Below are 21830 nucleotides of genomic sequence, written 5' to 3'. Positions count from 1 at the left end.
CAGCATTTCTTCGTGCGACAGCCGTGCTCCAGCGACATTGAACTGCTAGCTACCCTGACAGCGCCGACGCAGTACGCCGTGGCGTGGCGCCGCAAGCCAGGACAGGGCAAAGACTACGGTCAGGACCAAGACAATGGTGCCACCGGTTGGCACATCAATTGACCACGAAAGATATAAGCCCAGGACAGCGCATACGACACCGATGGCAGGGGCCAGAACGAACATCGTCCCCAAACGGTCAGTGAGCAGTCGCGCCGTTGCTGCGGGCGTGACCAGTAGCGCTAAGACAAGAATATTGCCAATGGTTTGTACTGAAAGCACCACTGCCAGTGCCACGGCCACATGAAGAACGATGTCGCTTGCCAGTATGGGAATGCCCGCTGCACGCGCAGTTTCGCGGTCCAAGCCGACTGCGGTAATAGGCCGGTGGAAAAGTATCATCATGCCCATAATGACGGCGGTGCCGACAAATGCCACAGGAATATCTGAGGCAGGCACGCCCGTGATGGAGCCGAATAGGAAATCCTGGAGGGATCCGGCATAGCCAGGAGCATGGGCAATGATGACGACGCCAAGGGCAAAAGCGCCCGCAAATAGCACCCCAATGATGGAGTCCTCTTTGACGCGACCGCGGTGTGCCAAGACGGCAACCAGTATTGCGGTGACGACACCAGCGATGGCGCCTCCAAGTACCAGTGACGTATTGAGTATGAACGCAATGGCGAGGCCTGGAAATACCGAGTGCGCGACGGCATCACCGATAAATGCCATTCCACGGAGGACAATATGGACACCGACTACGCCGCAGACGAGGGCCGCCAGGCAGGCCATCAGTAGTGCCCGCGGAAGGAATGCAAGGACGGGATTAAATAGGTCAAGGATGAAGTCGTACGGCGTGAGCATTAGGCAACTCCGAGTGCATCAAGCAGCGGATTATCGGGCCGAATATTGAATGTCCTTACCCATACGTCAGGCGTATTGAGTGCAGGTGATTGTGGTGAGCCATCAGCAATGATGGTTCCGTTGAGCAGAAGTAACCTGTCACAGTGTGCCCTAGCGGCTACCAGGTCATGTGTTGTCATCAACACGGCGCAACCATCGTGTGCCAGGCCATTGAAAAGGTCTTGGAGGAGTTCTTGTGTCGGCATATCGAGTCCGGTGAAAGGCTCGTCCAGGAGGAGTAGATCCGGGTTGAGCGCGAGTGCGCGCGCGACCAGGACCCGTTGTTTTTGGCCGCCTGATAGTTCTGCGACAACACGGTTGGCCAGGTGGGTCATGTCGGTGCGAAATAGTGCCTTTTCTACTGCGCGTTGAGCATCTAGGCGGGGTCGGCGCAGTAAACCCATGCGGCTCGTGAGTGCTGCCATGACAGCGTCTCGTACGGAAAGGGGCCAGTCCCACGAGAATTCGTGGCGTTGCGGCACGTATCCGATATTGCGTGGGGGTTGTGATGTGGTCACTGTGCCACTTCGTGGTGTCAGGATGCGTAAAATGGTGCGCAACACCGTGGTTTTACCGGCGCCGTTGGGGCCGATCAGTCCGACCAGTTCACCACTATCCACCGATAGGGTGACATCGGTCAGTACTTGGCGTCCGCCGAGGCTCACACAAATATTGCTTAACGATAACGGCATTTCACTCATCGGTTGCGGTCTCCGATTGGCGCGTGTTTGCGTCTGCCGTTCCCGGTTCACACTCGCCCGCAGCAGCCGTTGCGCTTGACTTGCGCGCGTTTGGGTCTTGCGTGTCTGATATTTCCTTGCGTGCACTTACCGAATCTCTCTTTGTCGCAATTGCGGTGCGTGACTCGGTGGCCCATGCTTTGGCCTCCTGCTGTGCATATTCGCGTTCAGCGCTAATACGCTTGTTGCGTTGCCATACAAAGACCAGGGCGACACCAGCAATGATGGCGACGCCGATGGCGATCCACAGGGCCGTGGTGGGGAGGCTGTTCTTCGGCTCGCCAAGCGCCGGTGAGGCTTGGGCTGCGGGATTTGTTGCGTCGGTTGCGCTGCTATCGCTGGATGCGCCATCTATTGACGAGGCGTTTCCAGCCTCGGCAGTCAGCAGCGGTGACGTGTCGGCGACGAGGGCCTCGTCTGTACTGGTGCTATCCCCCACCGCGAAACGCAGTACCGTGTGGTCGCTGAGTGTTGCACCATCGCGTGTTGTGGCGCTAAATTCCACGCGTGCCAGGTAGATACCGGGTTCGGTAAAGACCCAGTTGGCATGGACGTGGGTGTTGACATCTACCCAGACATCTTGAGGTTGGGGAACTTGTCCGTCAACCAGGAGTAGCGGTTCTCCAAAGGTACCGTTTTGTAGGAATAGCCAAGATTTTCCTGGTCCCATGATGGGACCGATACGCATGGTGACACCGCGGTCAACGGTCTGGGTGACCGCTGGATCTTGGGTATTCCACCCGAGCCACACTGCCTGAGGATTTTCTGTTTGGGGAACGACGTACCAGCGTTGGCCTGCGCTTGCGCCCATAAAGTTGTACATGTCGTCGGTTGGAGCATCCATCAGCGCAGCATCGGTGACGTGAAGCACAGTATTTGCTGGTGCGCGCCATACGGGCTTTTGGCCAGAGTCGTCGCGTGCCCGCACCATCCACTGCCCATCGACGATACGTGGCCCAAGGTCAACGTGGCCACGGCTAATGACGGTGGAGGCATCGTCGCTGGCTTCATCGGAGGTGACTGTTTGTGTGAGGTCATCCTGAGCCATTGCCGACAACACAAAGCAGATATTTAGGCTTGCGATCAAGGCCATGACAAGGAGGAGGGTGCGGCTACGAGTGTAAAGGCGTGGGCGGGTGGACATTAACTGGTCTTTCATGGGTTTAAACAGGTGGCTAGGGAATGAGCATTGGCTCGCATCATGTCGACATAGGTGGGTGCTTGTGCGTCAAGGCTTTCGCCGCGCAGTTCACAGGTGGCAACGCCAAGGTCTTCGGCAATGGTTTTTAGGACGGAACGTTGCCGCATCGCTGCCGGTTCAAGAAAAACGGCGGGGATATTGAGATTGGCGATGGTGGCGTTAAGGGTGATGCGGTCGGCTACGGAAGGTTCAACCGCAGGGTTGGGTGCGACAAAACCGGCGACGCTGAGGTCGTAGGCTGCGGCGAGGTAGCCGTAAGCATCAGAGGTGGTGACCAGCTGTCTGCGTGATCTGGGGATCGTGTTGATAATCTGAGCAACTTCGGCGTCCAGATTGTCTAATTCTTCAAGGTAGGCCGCCGCATTGCTTCGATAGTGTGCCTCACCTTCGGGGTCAACACTGATCAGCGCATCTGTGATTACTTTGACGTAGGCAGCTGCATTACGGACGTTATGCCACAGGTGAGGGTCGATTTCTCCGTGGACGTGTTTGCCGAGCACGGCCTGTGGTAGCAGGTAAACGTTACTACCTGGTTGACCGATAAAGCGGAAGCCTGATGCGCCAGGAAGGGCGGTCAGTGTACGTGTAGGAACCTCAATGATGACGCGGTCAAGGTCAAGAAAATCACTGCCTGCGTGCGCTGCGGCGCCTTGGGTACCTTGGGTGGTGTTTTTCGCGTCTACGGCCAACATCACCGATGAGTTATCCAGATTGGCTGTGATATCGGCGTGCCCGGCAGACAGTATCGTGCGACCTTCCTGCGCAGCAATTTCTTCACCTGAGATTCCAACGGCGAAGACGGCTGTGGCACCTGAGAGGGCAACTGGTTGGGCTGCGCTTGTTGGGCGTAGGCGCGCCTCAAAGTGAATGCGGTAGATACCGGGTTCGGTGAAGGCCCAACTCATATGCTGGTGTGCCGCTGCTGGCAGTATGGCCGTATCGGTTGCGTATCCGCCTTGAGGATCGAAGCCGTCGAGGGAGGCGAAGGCAACTTCGGGCTGTCCAAAGGATGTGGTGATGTAGGACGATGCGTGTCCGGGACCTTCGACGCTGGTTGCGTACAGGTCAATGGTCGAGGCGCGGGTGGCGCCGTGTTGGGCACCGTCACCGTGGACGCGCATACCTAGCCATACAGTGTCGAGGCTGCGGTCTTCCACTAGCGGAATAAGGGTGGCTCCGTGTTTGGCGGCCTCTTCAGCGACCGAGATTGACGGCACGTTTGCGGGAAGATTGGCGTCCAGGGTGCGTATGGTGGCGTGCTCTTCGAGCAGCATGTAGTTGCTTAGTGCCAGGTCGGCGTACGCAATGTCGCGCACTGCCCTTAAGCTGGGTTCATAGGTGTGGGGGTCAGCGCCATTGGGGATGAGTTGCCGGATCGTCACCCTGTCTTGGGCAATCTGGCGCACGAAATCAGCAAGAATACCGGTGGTGGTGATGACGTTGAGTTTGCTGTGGCCCGTTGTGTTGTGGGCATTCGCGGTGGGGTATGTGCAGGCGGCAAGTGACAATGCTGCTACTGCGGCCAGTAATGTCGTGACACTGCGCCTTGGACGCGGCGTGGCGTGGGGGGATGCCAAGACACAAGCCTCTTCTAGCTAATGGGAATCGTTCGCAGTAACAATTAGACACTATGACGTGGTTACCGCGCAAATCGCCCATCCGGTGCCTCGCATGCGACCAGATGGGCGATTATTCCCAGCGATATGAGCCTGCGAGGCACCGGTCCTTTAGTTACCAACATGCAGTATTTGAAGAGTGTGTTTTCTCCACTGCAAGCGCATCGAGGCTTTGTGACCAACCGTTGTTCTTCACAATGTGAAACGATGAACATTGGGGTGGTTGCGAGTGTTTGACTTAAGGCATGTCAACACAAGGACCTTTTGATTCCCATGTGGCGGCTGTTCACAATCCCACGACACCGCCCGCTGAATTGGAGCAGATCGCATTTGCTCGCCCGGATCTTCATGCAGTGATTGCGGCCCATCCCGCGGCGCCCGTTCAGCTTCTTCAGTGGCTATCTCAAAGCCGGGACCCGCACGTACAAGCCGCCCTTGCCGCCCGCACTGCGCCTACCGCAATACCTTCCGGCGTGCCTGCCGAGGCGTCCCTCCCTTCCGCTGCTCAGCCTGGCGACGTGCCCGTACCTGAGCCGCCCACCGCCGCCCCAGCCCCGGCTGATGCAATACCAACGCACATTGCCGAGGCCGCCTCGTCAAGTGCCCAACCGGCGCCTTTCGTACCTGGGCAGAACTCACCCGCCCAACCAGCGCCGTTCGCACCTGGGCAGAACCCAGCCGCAGGCTTCCCAGCTTCGTTTACTTCTGCGGCATCTGGTCAGCCGACCACGCCTGTCAGCACCTATGGGGACGCAAGCGCGGGCACACCGGGTAGCAAACGTAGCATCTCGACTCCAGTTATTGTGACGCTTAGTGTTGCGGCGTTCCTGGTTGTTGCTCTTATCGCCACAGGTCTGTGGATGCTGTTGCGGGGCAGCTTTTCTGTCGGTGGTTCTGACGCTTCGTTCACAGCAGTGACACCTGTCAATGAGTGGAGTGCTGGCGGCACCGAAATCGGTTCTGTCAACACATCTTCCCTTGTGGCGGCCTCGGATAATCTGGTGGCACTGATTGATTATGAACCGACACCAGCGACCGTGACTCTGTACGAAATAGCTGATGGCGGTGCAAATGTACGGTGGACTGCTGAACTGGATGATTACAACGGCTATGGAGCCGGTTTTTGGCAGGACCGCCTGGTGGTGAACTCTACCCTCTTCGATCTACAAACAGGTGACGGTGCACCAGCGCCGTGGGCACAGACGGATGCTGAAGACCTTTATATTTACGGAGGCGTTGTCGTTGTCAACACCTACGAGGAAGGCATCCAAGGGTGGAACAGTGTCGACGCTTCCACTGCAGCATGGAGCGTCGACGATAACAACGATGATTTGTATGTGGGTATGGTCGCCAACTTCGATGGCGTCACCCATGCGACGTTGATCAGTAGTGAAAATAGCACCCAGGAGATGATTGTTAACCTGTCCAACGGGGAGGCTTCGCAGATCGACATTGACGAACCAACGGTGCTGGATTTCAATTTTGCCGTCACCGACGCTTTTGGCATTGCTTTGGAAGATGACAGCTCCGGCACCACGATCGTGTGGGTTGACCAGTCAGGTAAAGAGTTCGATCGTTCAGAAAACGTTGACACGGAGGCAATATTCACGTCGATGCCACTGTTGACGCACGGCTTCGTGAACTTTACTGAGGCCAAAGCATGGATTGAAAATGGCGACACGTCCTTTGCTGATGCGACCTCAACTGTGAGTGAGTCCTGCGATGAGATCACAGTTGATGGCGTCAAACTCGACATCGACGAATTTGACGTGTCGTGCGACTCACCATTTTTCTATCTGACTGAGGACCACGCGACGCTCATTGGCTCCTACGGTATTTTCGACGCCAAGACCGGTGCCCGCATCGACGACTATGGAGCAGAAGCGTACTATGCCGACATGAAGTCAAGTAAGGCTCTGGTCGTTGAGGTTGAAGACGGAATGTACAAGGTGTACGTGCCAGCGAAATAGTGCACGATGGCGTGATGGTGTACCGCCTACGGGGCACGCACATCACACCGGTCGCGGCTAGCGCAACGAAACGTTGTGCTAGCCGCGACGCAAACGACACGAAGGGGCCAGCAGGATGTTCAAAGGACGCCCGCTGGCCCCTTTTGTGCCTTATTGTGCGCGGATTCTGTCTCGCAGTGGTGTTCTCGTACCTTGACGAGGCTGGGCTGCCTCTTCGGTGTCGTCTATGCTAGGCGCATGGCACAGAACCCGCCCTTTGACGCTGACGTCCAACAGGCCGCGAACCCTACAACACCACCACAGGTTCTTGAAGCGATTGCTTTTCGTCGAACCGACCTTCACCCGCTGATTGCAGCGCATCCTTTAGCATCACCGGCGTTGCTCAATTGGCTATCTGGCAGCCCGCATCCTGCCACTCAATCTGCTTTGGCGGCACGCGCCTCGTCAATGGGCGAACACCAGCAAGCTGCGCCCGCATCTCAAGCTGTGCCTGCCCCTTATGGGCCAGCGCCCACAGCACAGGCGGTGCCCGCTTCCAATGGGCCTGCGCCTCAGGTGACCGGTGTGCCAGCGGGATCGCCTTATGGAACCTCTGCGCCCCCAGGTGGTGCGCCGTACGGAACTGGCCAAGGTGTTTCTGCCCCTGGCAGCTTTGGGACATCGCACGTACCTCTTGCAGCCCCACAGCGTAAACGGAACGGCGCGCTTATCGCAATTATCGCCACCGTCGTTGTTGTCGCTTTGGTGGTGGTTGCTGCCATTGTTGGCGTGTGGATGAAATTTGGTGGCAGTAAGGCGCAGGCAGACCCCTTTGTCATTGAACCCAGTCCGCAATGGAAAAACGGTGCGACGCTGGTCGATACTGACATTGATATCCTGCAGATTGCGGCTCAGGGGGATGATTTCGTTCTCCTCGGACACAAGAACGATGAGCGGTGGGTGGAGTCCTACAGTGTCGTTGATGGCGAACCCGTTCAGAATTGGAGCCGTGCGACAGAAGACATGTATTACGCCAGCCTTGGCATTTGGCATGGTTTCGTCACCGCACCGGAATTCTTATTTGACGTCAAAACAGGTGACGAAGTTCTGGCGCCGTGGCCGTATCGCGATGCTATTTCTGTTTTCGTTGCTGCAGATATGGCCGTGGTAACAACCTTTGAGAACGGCTTCCAAGGATGGGCATCCCCTGACGATACCGAACCGCAGTGGACGCTCGACATTGATGCGCAAGAGTACCGCCTGGAAGGACCAATGCAGATTGACGGTGTGTCGTATGTGCTCGTCACCGATTCTGACCGTTCAGTCCACGGCGTCCTTAATCTTGCCACTGGGACGATGGCGAAGGTGTCATTGCCTGATCAACTGACCGAAGCCGCATGGATGGGTGCCAAAGATGGCTGGGGAATCTTCCTCGAAGGCAGCGAAAATGGCGCCGCCAACGTCGCGTGGATCAACAAAGACGGTGTTGAGGTCGAACGCATGACTAACCTTGACCTTGCAAAGTCACAGGCAGTCTTGCCCCTTAATGTTGGCAATATGTTCACCATTGATCAGTACCGCAAGTGGCTACAGGATGGTGACGCCTCGTGGGCTGGCGCGATTCAAGAAGCAAAGGGTTCCGACTGCGAGATTTTGGAAGTCAAGGGTGTGGAACTGAAGGGCCAAGAAAGACTGTCATTTGACTCCAGTTATGGGTGCGCATCGTATGCGGGCGAACTCACTGCCGATGAAAGCGCGATTATTACGGCCGAAGGTATCTTTGACTTGAGTAACGGCGAGCAGATACAGAAATTTACCGACGCTCACCACGTCGAAATCAAAGCACCAAAGGTGTTGGTCGTTCATCCTACTAGCGTAGATCCACTAGTGTACGTCGCGAAAGGATGACAACGGCCCGTGCCGCCCTGCGCGTATTGCGACCAGGGCGGCGCACGTCGGGTGGCATCATGCGTACCCCTAGCATCGGCAATGTAAAGAAATTGCACAAGCGACAAAGGTAGCGGCATTATGCGTACTCCCCCAGCGTCTGCAATCTGAGCACAGGTGAAGGCAAGGTGCATAAGGCAACACGAGGCGCACACTCCCTAGCGTTGTCAGCTGAGTTGTTGTCGGTCAGCTTCGCGTGTTCAACCTGGTGAGTGGGCGTTAATGAGAGCCTAGCCCCATGAAGCGGTTGAGGAAGGCACTGAGGCGTTCGACAACACGTTGTTTCATTTGTGCGCGCGCAGCATCAGGCGTGAAGTAGTTCATCGGAGGCAGCACTTTATTGATCATTGTTCCTGTCGAAGGTATCTCACCTTCACGGAAAGCGCGTGCGATAAACGCACCGATCTCTTCCACATTCAAGTTTTCTTCAGTGACGATGGCGCTAAGCTCAGCCTCTTGACGGTGCGCGATGAACGCCTGCCACTGGTCGTGGAGGTCACCTGTGATTGATACTGAGTCAACGAATTCCTCCACTAGGTCACGTTTGTCACGCAATGTTGGGCTTGCACGGAGTGCCCGACTGATCTGGGCGCGAATTTCCTTATCTTCCCCATTTCCATGGGTCTTCCGGTAGTTTTCGACCAGCATCAGAATGAAGTCGACGTTAACTTCAACCTGCTTAATCAATTCGATTTCGAAGACAAGATTTTCGGCTATCGAGGCTTTGTCGGCGTTGGTGCGAACTGTATATTCCTCACGCAGATCGTTGTAGATGCCCTTATAGTCTTCAAATTCGCCGGGGCCAAGTTTGGCCGCATACGCGAATTCGTCGAAGGATGTGAGGATATTATTCAGGCGAAGGATTTTGCCAAACAGCACGATGAAGTCACGTTCAGCGCTCTCTCCGACGATCCTCTCCCCCGGTGTCACTGTTGCCCGAAGTTGATCAACCAGGTCAAGGTATTCGGCGTAGTATTCGCTGTACGGCTTTAACAGTACGACGCTACGGGCATCCTTGTTACCGAAGAGTTCTAACGCTTGATTAGTGGCATCCTCAAGATTTCTAAAACAAACGATATTGCCGTAGGTTTTCACAGAGTTCAGAATGCGGTTGGTACGTGAATAGGCCTGGATTAGGCCATGTGCACGTAGGTTTTTGTCAACGAATAGGGTGTTCAGTGTCGTGGCGTCAAAACCGGTGAGGAACATATTGACGACGATCACCAGGTCAACTTCGCGGTTTTTCAATCGCATCGACAGGTCTTTGTAGTAATTGTGAAAACCGTCGCCGCTGGTGTCGTAGGAGGTACCAAATAGCGCATTGTAGTCACTAATGGCATCTTCCAAGAAGTTTCGTGAGTCTGGCTCTAAGGCCAAGGCATCGAAGTTTTCTTCGGGAAGCAGCCCTGCAGCGTCAAGGTCTTCGTTGGCTCCATAAGAGTAAATAAGGGCTACCTTGAGGCGTTGGGCTTCGGGAAGGTCGCGTTGTTGAAGGGCAAATTGGTTGTAGTAACGTTTAGCGGCATCAATCGAGGCAGTGGCGAAGATAGCGTTGAATCCGCGCACTCGCCGTCGTTCGGTGTTTTCTCTTGTGTCTTTCTTCGGGCGTATATTTTCTTCAATATTGGTGACGACCTTGTGTTCGTAACTGGACGAACGTTTTGTTTTCTGGTCGAAGTGTTGAAGGATATAGGCCGTTACTTGCCGGATGTGTTCTGGGTGAAGAAAGGCGGTTTCCGTGTCAATGCCGTGGACTTGCTGGTCTTCGACGGTGCCTGTTTTCATGGTGTTGATGTAGTCGATACGAAATGGCAAGACGTTCCGGTCAGTAATGGCGTCAACGATTGTGTATGTGTGGAGTTTGTCGCCAAAGAGCTGTTCAGTGGTCCGCATACCGGGCCGTCCCCCACCGCTGTTATCGGCGAATATTGGAGTGCCAGTAAATCCGAAGATGTGGTACTTCTTGAAGCTCTTAGTGATGGCAGCATGCATGTCACCGAATTGGCTGCGGTGGCATTCGTCGAAGATGATGACGACATGCTGCCCGAAAACGGGGTGGTTTTTGTTGCCCGCAACGAAATTCGACAGTTTTTGGATCGTCGTAATGATGATGCGTTTAGTTGGATCTTCAAGTTGGGACTTGAGAATCGCAGTGGAGGCATTGGAGTTGGCTGCTCCTTTTTCAAACCGGTCATATTCCCGCATCGTCTGGTAGTCCAAGTCTTTGCGGTCGACGACGAAGAGAACTTTGTCGATACCTTCGGTACGGGATGCAAGAAGGGCCGTTTTGAATGAGGTGAGTGTTTTTCCGCTGCCGGTTGTGTGCCACACGTAGCCGCCTGCAGAAATTGTCCCCAGCTGTCTGAGGTTGGTTGACGTATTGATACGTTGCAGAATGCGTTCTGTGGCGACGATTTGGTAGGGACGCATCACCATGAGCGTGCGATCAGCAGTTAACACACAGTAGCGGGTGAGGATCGCCAGCAAGGTGTGTTTTGCGAAGAATGTACGGGCAAAATGCGTGAGGTCCTGAATTGGTTTATTGGCAGCGTCAGCCCACCAGGAAGTGAATTCGAATGAATGACTACTCTGCTTTGCTTTTGCTTTACGTAGACCTTCCAGGTGTTGGCTCCGTGTGGTGTTGGAGTAGTACTTTGTCAACGTGCCATTGCTGATAACGAATAGTTGGACGTAGTCGAATAGGCCACTTCCCGCCCAGAAACTGTCGCGTTGATAGCGTTTGATTTGGTTGAAGGCTTGCCTTATTTCTACGCCGCGTCGCTTGAGTTCAACGTGCACCATAGGCAAACCATTGACCAGGATGGTCACGTCGTATCGGTTGGCGTACCGTGAGCCTCCTTCGCCTTGCGCGACTTCGTACTGGTTGATGACTTGAAGCCGGTTGTTGTGGATGTGGGTAGCGTCGATCAGTCGAATATTTTTGATGGTGCCGTCGTCACGTTTGAGTGCATAGATGTAGTCTTCGTGGATTCGGATGGCTTTTTCTTTGATGCCGTCGCCTGCTTTAGCGATGACATGGGTGAAGTATCGTTTCCATTCGTCGTCGCTAAATTCTGTGTCGTTGAGGCGTTCGAGTTGGAGACGAAGATTCGTAATAAGGTCGGCTTCAGTGGTGATGGGCAGGTATTCGTAGGCTTGGCTTTGTAGGATGCGGATGAAGTCTGCTTCCAGTTCGGCTTCAGATTGATAGTGGTCGGGGCTTGCTGGCGGGCACTCGTATTGGGCAACCACGGTGCTTTCATTGCTAACGGCAATGGGGTCGTAGTGTCGCGCGGATGCGTCAGTCATGAGTGTTTTCCTATTGTGTCGAGGCCGCTGGCTTCCCAGGTGGCATAGTTTCCGTCAGCGTAGGTCCAGTAGTTACGTCCGTTGCAGGCTCGCCCGCAAACGATGGCGGCTGCTTGGGATGGGGAGTTGAAGGGGATATCGCGGGTGGTGATGGCGTGGTCATCGACGCGGTGTATAGAGCCGTCGGTGATGAGCCGCTCACGAAGTACGTTAAGTGTGTCGTATGACCGTTGTGTGGCTGTGCTTCTGGCTTTTCCTATCCAGGAAGCGGCAACACGAGATCCTTCGAGGAGGAAGAATTCGCCGTCAATGACTTGAGCTTTTGCGTCGATATTGTGTCGAGCGACGGTGAGTGTAAATACCGGTGAGGTGTTTTTTGCACCTGCGCTATCTGGCGTGCCGGAATTGTTTTTTCTGCCGCGCAAAATACTGACCCCCAGTACGGGGAGCACCGTAGTGAGTTGTGTCAGGAAGGCTTCCATATCTGAGCGTTGTGCTTCAGATAGCCTGCGTGTCTGGGGGTTTTGGGTGTTATCGAGGTGGCAGCGTTCTGCTTGTGTGGCTTCTTCGACGAGGCGGGCTTCAAGGTAGCCCCAGTGTCCTTCGTTGAAGGCATCGTCTTTGGCGGTGATAAGGACCAGTCGGTCCCAGAATTCTTTTTTGGCGTCATGTTGTCGAAAGCGGGCTTCGAAATTCTCGGTTTTCCCAATGTACGCGCGGATTTCTTCTCTTGCCGAGGCGTCGCTGCCAAGGAGAATATAGGTGCCGTTTCGTTTGGCTTCATTGCGTTTAAGGATGCGTGGGAGTTCACTGCGCGGGCCTATAAGGATATGGCCTGTCCATCCTGTTATTTCTGCGGTGGTGATTCCTCCAGCGATCCCATCAACGAGGAATAGTTCAATGTGGGTGCCGTTGTTACTCATGCGTCTTCTTTGAGTTCTGGGAAGGTCAGCAAACGATTCCGGTAGTATTCATACTGTTTGCGCCGCGCTGTAATTTCCGCTGGAAGCCCTGAGCTTATGTCGTTGACCAACGCGTCGAAGGCATCAAGTATCGAGGCGATTCTTCGCTGTTCTTCAAGGGGTGGGACAGGTATGAGGATACGACTTAAAGATGCCGCTGAGATATCCAGCACTTTGATTCCCGAGATATATTTCAATTTCTGTTGTTGAAAGCCAGAACTTCGCCACCAGTGAGAAACGTATTTCGGATCAAGGTGATGTTGGTATATCAGAATGTGGCCGCCAACAGCAACAGGACTATTACCTAGCCAAGCAGTTGCAGTTGCTACGCCTGCTTCATCTTCACTAGTGGTCGCTATTAGTAAGTCGCCTGATTGAGCTTTCTTCGATCGGTGATAAAGATGCGACGACACCTTGCTGATAGCACTTTTCGTTGCGACCCCAAGCTTTGTATGTATCTGCCCATAGTGGATAGCGGGCATTCCTGAATCTTGGAAGTCCGATTTTTGGATTCCTTGACCCCGCACGAATGTCCCGCACTCCCCAAGTGTTCGCCATTCAACATAAGAGCACTTACCCTCGCGCTCAAAATCAGTCTGTTCGGTGAAGGAAAGTAGCGCGTTACGGTAGTACTCGTACTGTTTTTTGCGGGCAACAAGCTCCGCCTCAAGCTCCGCCTCAAGCTCCGCCTCAAGCTTAGTGAAATTATCGAGAATTGCAACGATTTCACGCTGTATGTCTAAAGGCGGGACCGGCACACGGAAGCTTCGTATCATCTGAAGATTAAGTCCACCCCTTGTCCCATCCCCCGACGAAATTGCACGCAGCTGTTCGTACTGTGTGCACAGATAGAAATAAAGAAAATCCGAATCCATTGCGCTTGAAACGATGATGGTAGCTAATGACTGATTAGTACAAAGCTCAATGCGCGTGCGTGCAACTTTACCGCGAGTCGTGCCTTGCCCCGCTAGTGCGACAACTACAGACCCGGATGGAACAAGTTTCGTACTGCTCGCCTCATAGGCAAGTGGGGTAATTTTCTTTTCAGTGCTCCAAATAGTTCCTTTGTTTACTTCTCCAGAACTCATCCATGGAATAACGCCGCCTTCCCAGTACTTCGGTTCAGACGATCGTGGCGTTCCGCCAGCAACAACCCCAATACTGATGTCAGCATCACCAATTCGCCGAAAAGGTACACCATTTGGGCAACGCTCTCTAATGAGGTCATCTATGCGGCTCATCGCTCACCCTCTAGGTCTGCGACGATGGTATCAATGGATGTGCGTAGCTCAGCCTGCCGAGCAACGATCTGTGCAATTTCAGCATTGAGCGCTTGTATGTCGATAATTTCGCGCGTGTCCTCGGGCTCAACGTGACTCGATACCGACAAGGCATAATCAGCCTCTGCGATGGCAGCGTTAGACACGATGGCAGCCACATGATCGACAGGTGCGCGGTCTGCGAGTAGTTGGAGTATGCGCTCTTGATGTCCTGGCAGTAGTTTGTTTTTGTTGCCGACCCGACTAAAGAGCTTCGAAGCGTCGACAAATAGCACGTCATTTTCGACCTTAGACTTCTTCAGCACGATAATGCAGGTGGCAATCGTTGTTCCGAAAAACAGGTCAGGCGGTAACTGAATGATGGCCTCAACATAGTTGTTATCAATCAGGTATTTCCTGATCTTGCGTTCAGCACCACCTCGATAAAGGACACCGGGGAATTCAACGATGGCTGCAGTGCCGTTGACCGCAAGCCACGACAGCATGTGCATCGTGAAGGCTAAATCAGCTTTGGCTTTCGGTGCTAATACACCGGCTGGCGCGAAACGTTCATCGTTAATAAGAAGAGGGTTTGAGTTCCCATCCCACTTCGTGGAGTACGGCGGATTGGACACAATCGCTTCAAATGGTTGCTTTTCTTCGAAGTGGGGATCAGTTAGCGTGTCGCCCAATGCAATGTCGAAACTCTCAAAATTCACGCCATGAAGGAACATGTTGATGCGCGCCAGGTTATAGGTCGTGAGATTAATTTCTTGACCGTAAAAATGCCTCACGTTGTCGCGCCCAAGGACCTTTGCGAATCGCAACAAAAGGCTTGCGCTGCCAACACATGGGTCATACACGGATTCGACGCTTGTCTTACCGGCTACGGCAATGCGTGCCAGAACTTCTGACACTTCTTGTGGGGTGAAGAATTCGCCGCCAGATTTGCCTGCATTTGAGGCATACATCTGCATGAGGTATTCATAGGCGTCTCCAAACATGTCGATGGCGTTGCCTTGAAAATCTCCCAGCGGTAAGTCCCCAATAGCGTCAAGTAACTTGGCGAGCTTTTCGTTGCGTTGTGCCACGGTGTTGCCGAGCTTCGCGCTGTTGACATCGAGATCATCAAAAAGTCCCTTGAGGTCGGCTTCGGACTCTGCGCCAACAGCAGACGCTTCAATATTTCGAAATACGTCGTGCAGTGTTTCGTTCAGATTCTCATCATGCCACGCTCGTTTGCGGACGTTGGCAAATAATTGGGACGGAAGGATGAAAAATCCTTTTTCTTCCACGATCTGTTGGCGGCCAAATTCTGCCTGCGCATCGGGTGTGGCCGCGTAGCTGAAGTCGTTGATACCAGCCTTTGCCTGCACGGCATCCAGGTAGTCGCACAGATTCTCGGAAATAAAACGATAGAACAACATGCCCAGGACGTAGGCTTTAAAATCCCAGCCGTCTACGCTGCCGCGCAGATCATTGGCAATACGCCAGATTGTTCGATGAAGTTCCATTCGCTGCTCATGCGACGTTTCTGGCGACACTGCCTCAATCCCTTCATATTTGCCGCAAAGCCCGCTGGATACCCTAAGCCAAGCTCCGCCTCGTCAATGTGAATCCGCAGGTAGTTTACTGCCCTATTGCTGCGCGATGACGGACCCGTCCACCGTGTCGTGGGCCTTCACCGGCCACCGAAGGACATTGCCCCACACCCCCCACTCCCCTTACACATGACACCACATTATTGGCACACCGTTTCCTACCAGCGTTGGCTACAATACCTTCATTCTCTCAATATCGAGATATAGTGTTCCACCCCCTTGTGCCAAAGGTCCCAGGGGACTAAAGTCCACCTTAGGCAACGGTGCCACGACAACAACCGAAAGGGAAACCGCCTATGTCAGCGATCACGGGCCAAGCAATGGCAATGATTATTTACTTCGTTGCAATGATCATCATTGGTATCTGGGCATATACCCGCACAAAGAACCTTGACGACTATATGCTTGGCGGCCGAAACCTCAGCCCAGGAGTCGCTGCCTTATCAGCAGGTGCCTCAGATATGTCAGGCTGGCTCCTCATGGGCCTACCCGGCGCCCTCTACATCAGCGGCATCGTCGAAGGGTGGATTGCAGTGGGCCTCACCATCGGCTCATGGGCAAGCTGGAAACTGGTCGCCGCACGCCTACGTTCCTACACTCAAGTCGCCGGCAACGCCATCACCGTCCCCTCCTTCCTGGGCAACCGACTCCACGACAAAAAGCACTACGTGCGCATTGCCGCCGGCATCATCATCTTCGTATTCTTCACCTTCTACGTGTCCTCCGGCATGGTCGCAGGCGGCACCTTCTTCGAATCAGCCTTCGGCATGAACTACCACCTTGGCATGGTCCTTGTCGCAGGCGTCGTCATCCTCTACACCCTTATCGGCGGATTCCTCGCCGTATCCTGGACCGACGTCGTCCAAGGCCTCATGATGCTCTTTGCACTGGTCACAGTGCCTATCGCAGGCATAATCGCCCTGGGAGGACTTGATAAAGTCACCGACGGTATCCTCGCCACCAACCCCATGCTCCTCTCCCCCATCAGCGGCGGCACCACCATCGGCATTATCTCGGCACTCGCATGGGGCCTTGGCTACTTCGGACAACCCCACATTATCGTGCGCTACATGGCACTACGCAGCCCCGCCGAAGCCAAACAAGCACGCCGCATCGGCATTGGCTGGATGCTCCTATCCATTATCGGCGCAGGCGGCACAGCCCTGGTCGCCGTCGCACTCCACCACGCCGGAATCATCAACGTCGCCGAAGGACAACACGAATCTGTCTTCATCCTCTCAGGCCAAGCACTCTTCCCCACATTCATCGCAGGATTCATGTTGGCCGCCATCCTCGCCGCCATCATGTCCACTATTTCCTCCCAACTACTCGTCACCTCCTCAGCCGTCGTTGAAGACATCGTCAACGCCACCGGCAAACACCGACGCGACACCGCCTCGTCAATCACCCTTGGACGCATCGCCGTCCTCGCAGTCTCAGTACTCGCAGCCATCTTCGCCTGGTTCCGCACCGACTCTATCCTCAACTTGGTCGCCTTCGCATGGGCAGGATTCGGCGCCGCTTTTGGCCCCATCGTCATCCTGGCCCTGTACTGGCGTCGCCTCACCTGGCAAGGCGCCCTTGCCGGTATGACTGCCGGTGCCGTCACCGTCGGCGTGTGGGGCACCTACAAGTGGTTCGGACTGTACGAAATACTCCCCGGCTTCCTCGCAGCACTACTGGTCGCCATCGTCGTTTCAGCTGCCACCTACCAAAAAGACACAGAAATTGACGCCGAATTCGACCGCGCAGTGCGACTAGTCTCCGCCAATAACGAGGCCATCGAAGCAGAATTCGCCCAAGTACACGCCTTAGCTGAGCCACTTATCGACGTCGACGGCAAACCGCGTCTACGCTCGTAGCATCTGCCTGGCTACACGTCACCGACAAACAGAGAGTTGACATCTCCAAACCACCCGTATTTGGCATACAGTCACCTAGGGAGCCACACAATGGTCTACCAACCACACAATATTGACGACGTCGCACACAAAGCCACCACGCGCGCACGCTACTGGCTAGAAGAATCAAAAAACTACCCCAATGATCGTGCCGCCCAACTACTCGCACAAACACTGCAAGACCCCGATGGTCTTGAATTCACCGTTCAATTTGTTGATGGCGTGATCCGGCCTGAAGACGACACAGTTGCAGCCCACACCATAAAAGAACTGGCCAGCCAAGGCCCCAACTTCCTGCCAGCCTATTTGCGGGCGCCGCTTGGCCTCGGCGGGAAAGTCGCACCCCTTGCCCCCAGCGCAGTCGTCCCCCTCGCCACCAAAGTCTTCCAACAGCTAGTAGGGGACCTAGTTCTTGACGCAAAAGGCAAAGGCCTCACCAAAGCCATCGCTCGCCTCAAAGCCGAAGGCGCACGCCTCAACATGAACCTGCTGGGAGAAGCAGTACTCGGCGACAAAGAAGCAGCCAAACGCATGGCGGACACCATGGCTCTGCTGGAACGCGACGACGTTGACTACGTGTCAATGAAAGTTTCCGCCGTCATCGGCCCCCACAACCCGTGGGCATACGATGATGCGGTCGCACACGCGGTCAGCGCACTACTGCCACTGTACGAACGCGCCAACTCCTACACGCCAAAGAAATTTATTAATCTCGACATGGAGGAATACCACGACCTCCACCTCACCATCGACGTTTTCAAAACAATTCTGGACCGCCCAGAATTCCTCAACCTGCGTGCCGGTATCGTCTTACAGGCCTACCTGCCTGACGCCATGCCAGCAATGGAAGACCTCCAAGCATGGGCTGCAGCGCGCGTTGCCCGAGGTGGTGCACCCATCAAGGTCCGCGTCGTCAAAGGCGCCAACCTCTCCATGGAACGCGTCGCAGCCACCACCAAAGGCTGGCCGCTCGCCACAGAACCCACCAAAGAACACACCGACGCCAACTACATTCGAGTCCTCGAATACGCCCTACAGCGCGACCATATTGCCAACGTCAATATTGGCGTGGCAGGTATGAACCTTTTCACCGCAGCCTTCGCCTACGAACTGGCAAAAGAACGCGGCCTTAACGTGGGCACCGACGTGGAATTCGAAATGCTCAGCGGCATGGCCTCCCCGCAAGCCCAAGCCATGCAAGAAGACGTCGGCCACCTCCTGTACTACGTGCCAGTCGTCAACCCCGAAGAATTCGACGTCGCCATCGCCTACCTGGTGCGGCGCCTCGAAGAAAATGCGCTCCCAGCCAACTTCATGTCATCCATATTTGACATCGCGGACTCTGAAGAACTCTTGGCCCGTGAAGAAGGACGTTTCCTTGCTGCCGTCAGCCACGCCTTCACCGACCCGGTTGGACCCAACCGCACCCAAAACCGCCTTGAGGAAACACACGACGACATCCGCGCCTTCGTCACTGACGCGGACGGCAACTGGAATTTCAACAATACGCCCGACTCTGACCCGTCCCTACCTGCAAACCTCCAATGGGCACGCGAAATTGCGGGGCGCATGAAAGACTCGACACTTGGCCGTGACATTATTGACCACGCGAAAGTCACCAGCCCCGAGCAGCTGGGCACCATTATCGAGTCCACATACCAAGCCGCCGAAGCATGGGGAAACCGCCCAGCAGCAGAGCGCGCCGAAATCCTCCACCGTGTAGGTATCGAGTTTTCAAAGAACCGTGGGCTCCTCATTGAAGTTGCCGGATCAGAAGCAGGTAAAGCCCTCGATCAGGGAGACGTTGAGGTTTCTGAAGCAGCCGACTTCGCGCACTACTACGCCGAACAAGCCTTGGCCCTAGACAACCTCGGTGGCGCCACCTACCAGCCCTCCCGCCTCATCGTTGTCACACCGCCGTGGAATTTCCCCATGGCGATCCCCGCAGGCGGTATCCTCGCGGCCCTTGCGGCAGGCTCCGGCGTCATCTTCAAACCAGCTTCGGCCTCGGCACGCACAGGTGCAATGGTCGCCAAACTCATGTGGGACGCTGGCGTACCGCGCGACGTCCTACAACTGGTGAGCATGTCCGAACGCGAACTGGGCAGGGAACTCATCAGCCACCCCAAGGTGGATCGCGTCATCCTTACTGGCTCAATTGAGACGGCAAAGATGTTCAAATCGTGGCGTCCCGACCTTGGGGTTCTTGCGGAAACCTCAGGCAAGGACTCCATTATCATCACGCCGCACGCTGACCTTGACCTGGCAGCCAAAGACGTCATTAGTTCTGCTTTTGGTCACGCCGGTCAAAAGTGTTCGGCCTGTTCAACTGTAATTTTGGTGGGATCGGTGGCGCGTTCCAAACGCTTCCGCAATCAGCTCCTCGATGGCGTTCGCTCGCTCAACGTCGGGTGGCCGTGGGAACTGAAAACGCAGATGGGACCGTTAGTTGAGCCCGCCTCAGGCAAGCTACTGCGTGGCTTGACCACGCTGGGTGAGGGCGAAGTGTGGGCCATTAAGCCCCGTCAGTTGGACCAGAGCGGCAAATTGTGGAGTCCCGGTGTGCGTGCAGGTGTCAAACCAGGCTCGGAATATCACCTCACAGAGTATTTCGGTCCCATTCTGGGGGTGATGACCGCCGAAACCTTAGAAGACGCCATTGAGCTGCAAAACGCCACCGATTTTGGTCTCACCGCGGGTATTCATTCGCTTAACGCCGACGAAATCAACTACTGGCTTGAACACGTGCAGGCCGGTAACGTCTACGTGAACCGCGGCATCACCGGCGCCATTGTCCGCCGCCAGCCTTTCGGCGGTTGGAAACGCTCAGCGGTAGGTGCTGGCACGAAGGCAGGCGGCCCCTCGTATCTCTTCGGCTTGGGTACTTTTAAGCGCACTGATGCCACTTTGGCACCGTCAGCGCCGCTGTCTGCTGAAGCTCTGCGCATCATTGACGAGGCGTCGCACAGTATTGCCGACGGCGACCTGCTGCGTATTTTTGCCGCCTCTGCGCAGCATGCGATTGACACGGAGTTCGGTGTCGGGCACGACCCGTCTGGCTTGGGTGTAGAACGTAACGTGTTGCGCTACTTCCCGCTGCCAGTGGTCGTGCGTCTGAGTGATGGTGAGCCAGAATGGCAGGTGTTGGCTTTGGCTGGCGCTGCCACGGCCCTTGGATCGCAACTGCGCGTGTCAGCGCCCACTTCCCTGTCGGATACTGCGCGTGCGGTGCTGGCTCGCCTTGGCGCCACCGTTGTACACGAAAGTGACGAGGCGTTCTACGCTTGGGCGGCCGCGTGGGCTCCCACTTCAGGTTTGGATGCGCGTATCCGCCTTGTTGGCGGTTCACTCACGGCATTGTCCCAGGCGCTACCCACCGAGTGGCTTGCCGATGTGGCAGTGTGGAGTGGCGAAGTGACCTTGAGTGGCCGCGTGGAACTGGTGCCTTTTGTTCACGAGCAGGCTGTGTCATTTACCAACCACCGCTTCGGTAATCCGACGCCGCTGGGCAAAAAGGTGCTGATCTGATCCGCACATCATGCTGCCCCTGGCCTGTAATAGCCAGGGGCAGCATCTATTTGGGCGCTTGACATTGGAAGCGTCTATTTTCCTTACGCTGGCCGGTTGCCTTCTGATGTATTTACGGGGCTTACGCGGGTCGATCGCCACAGCCCGAGCAAGTCATGCGTTTGCTAGTGTCAGCACATGACTCTTCGCTACACGTGTGTCAATCACGAAGCTGCACACCTCATTAGCACGTGGGTTACTTCCCCACAGGAGACAACATTATTTGCGGGCACAACCCTCACCTACCCTTTCACTGCTGAGGATTTTCTTGATCCGACTGATCTGCAGTGGGTTGCACTAGCGTTCTGGGACGATACGCAAGACGACAATCAATTAGTCGCCACCGCCTCGTATCGCAAGCTTGATAACGAAACGGTCCGTGTGGGTCGCATCCTGGTCAATCCCACAATGCGTGGGCGCGGTTATGGACGCGCCGTTGTCCAGATTCTCGTCACCATTGCGCGCCAGCTGCCGTGGGCACGACATATTAACCTCGGAGTATTCGACAACAACCCTGTCGCACATCACGTGTACGAATCCTGCGGTTTTCGTGACTGTCAAACATTTAGCGTCACAGTGCACGACAGTCGCGAAGTGTGGACCGGTGTACGTATGACTATGCCGCTGACATAACACCCGCCCGAAGCTGTATGCGGCCGAGTGTGACGCGGGTCGCGGCTCAGCAATTTGCCACCTCATGGGGGTAACCCGGTATCATTGACGGGTTGCCAGTTGGCAATATAAATAAATACGGGCTGTGGCGCAGCTTGGTAGCGCACTTGACTGGGGGTCAAGGGGTCGTGGGTTCAAATCCCGCCAGCCCGACAAACTGAAAC

13 protein-coding genes and 1 tRNA gene are annotated in these 21830 nt (G+C 55.2%); 6 read left to right on the top strand and 8 right to left on the bottom strand.

Translation table 11 applies throughout. The features are described 5' to 3' along the window. Positions 1-45: 45 nt before the first annotated feature. Genes G438_RS0109095 through G438_RS0109080 form a run of 4 tightly spaced genes read right to left on the bottom strand, consistent with a single transcriptional unit; the run spans position 46 to position 4409 of the window. Positions 46-903, bottom strand: a complete 858-nt coding sequence (locus tag G438_RS0109095) for an anchored repeat-type ABC transporter permease subunit (protein ID WP_026461044.1) — start codon at positions 901-903, stop codon at positions 46-48. Continuing rightward, the gene (locus G438_RS0109090; RefSeq protein WP_034285761.1) at positions 903-1643 is read right to left on the bottom strand and encodes an anchored repeat-type ABC transporter ATP-binding subunit; all 741 of its coding nucleotides are present in this window, start codon (positions 1641-1643) and stop codon (positions 903-905) included. The genes G438_RS0109095 and G438_RS0109090 overlap by 1 nt, the downstream gene beginning before the upstream one ends. Beyond that, a complete protein-coding gene (locus G438_RS12105; protein ID WP_051259456.1) occupies positions 1636-2826 on the bottom strand; it encodes a choice-of-anchor M domain-containing protein in 1191 nt (396 codons plus the stop codon). The genes G438_RS0109090 and G438_RS12105 overlap by 8 nt, the downstream gene beginning before the upstream one ends. 11 nt (positions 2827-2837) lie before the next feature. Next, the gene (locus G438_RS0109080; RefSeq protein WP_026461042.1) at positions 2838-4409 is read right to left on the bottom strand and encodes an anchored repeat ABC transporter, substrate-binding protein; all 1572 of its coding nucleotides are present in this window, start codon (positions 4407-4409) and stop codon (positions 2838-2840) included. A 335-nt stretch (positions 4410-4744) separates the two neighbouring features. On the opposite strand from G438_RS0109080, the gene G438_RS0109075 reads away from it, so the two are divergent. Beyond that, a complete protein-coding gene (locus G438_RS0109075; protein WP_026461041.1) occupies positions 4745-6469 on the top strand; it encodes a variant leucine-rich repeat-containing protein in 1725 nt (574 codons plus the stop codon). Positions 6470-6706: 237 nt separating this feature from the next. Then, the gene (locus tag G438_RS0109070; RefSeq protein ID WP_026461040.1) at positions 6707-8356 is read left to right on the top strand and encodes a variant leucine-rich repeat-containing protein; all 1650 of its coding nucleotides are present in this window, start codon (positions 6707-6709) and stop codon (positions 8354-8356) included. Positions 8357-8614: 258 nt separating this feature from the next. On the opposite strand, the gene G438_RS0109065 is transcribed toward G438_RS0109070, so the two are convergent. From G438_RS0109065 to G438_RS0109050, 4 genes are read right to left on the bottom strand one after another with little or no spacing between them, the layout of a single operon-like run. Continuing rightward, on the bottom strand, positions 8615-11704 hold the full coding sequence (locus G438_RS0109065; protein WP_026461039.1) for a type I restriction endonuclease subunit R: 3090 nt from the start codon (positions 11702-11704) through the stop codon (positions 8615-8617). Next, positions 11701-12627 carry a GIY-YIG nuclease family protein gene (locus G438_RS11620; protein ID WP_034285758.1) on the bottom strand — a complete coding sequence of 309 codons (927 nt, stop codon included), beginning with the start codon at positions 12625-12627 and terminating at the stop codon, positions 11701-11703. Before G438_RS11620 ends, G438_RS0109065 begins: the two co-directional genes overlap by 4 nt. Next, entirely contained in the window at positions 12624-13907 is a 1284-nt protein-coding gene (locus tag G438_RS0109055; RefSeq protein ID WP_026461038.1) for a restriction endonuclease subunit S, read from the bottom strand. The genes G438_RS11620 and G438_RS0109055 overlap by 4 nt, the downstream gene beginning before the upstream one ends. Then, positions 13904-15439, bottom strand: a complete 1536-nt coding sequence (locus tag G438_RS0109050; RefSeq protein ID WP_205618427.1) for a type I restriction-modification system subunit M — start codon at positions 15437-15439, stop codon at positions 13904-13906. The genes G438_RS0109055 and G438_RS0109050 overlap by 4 nt, the downstream gene beginning before the upstream one ends. 383 nt (positions 15440-15822) lie before the next feature. On the opposite strand from G438_RS0109050, the gene putP reads away from it, so the two are divergent. From putP to G438_RS0109030, 4 genes are all read left to right on the top strand, one after another. Next, positions 15823-17388 carry a sodium/proline symporter PutP gene (gene putP, locus G438_RS11615; RefSeq protein ID WP_051259455.1) on the top strand — a complete coding sequence of 522 codons (1566 nt, stop codon included), beginning with the start codon at positions 15823-15825 and terminating at the stop codon, positions 17386-17388. 90 nt (positions 17389-17478) lie between these two features. Continuing rightward, on the top strand, positions 17479-20955 hold the full coding sequence (locus tag G438_RS0109040; RefSeq protein WP_026461036.1) for a proline dehydrogenase family protein: 3477 nt from the start codon (positions 17479-17481) through the stop codon (positions 20953-20955). Between the two features lie 177 nt (positions 20956-21132). Further along, positions 21133-21627, top strand: a complete 495-nt coding sequence (locus tag G438_RS11610; protein ID WP_051259454.1) for a GNAT family N-acetyltransferase — start codon at positions 21133-21135, stop codon at positions 21625-21627. A 118-nt stretch (positions 21628-21745) separates the two neighbouring features. After that, a tRNA-Pro gene (locus G438_RS0109030) sits at positions 21746-21819 on the top strand. The last annotated feature ends 11 nt before the right edge of the window (positions 21820-21830 follow it).

The sequence above is a fragment of the Schaalia suimastitidis DSM 15538 genome (assembly GCF_000429105.1).
GTDB classification, from domain to species: domain Bacteria; phylum Actinomycetota; class Actinomycetes; order Actinomycetales; family Actinomycetaceae; genus Pauljensenia; species Pauljensenia suimastitidis.
The sequence above is the reverse complement of the archived record's forward strand: the minus strand, read 5'-3'. Positions and strand labels throughout refer to the sequence as shown.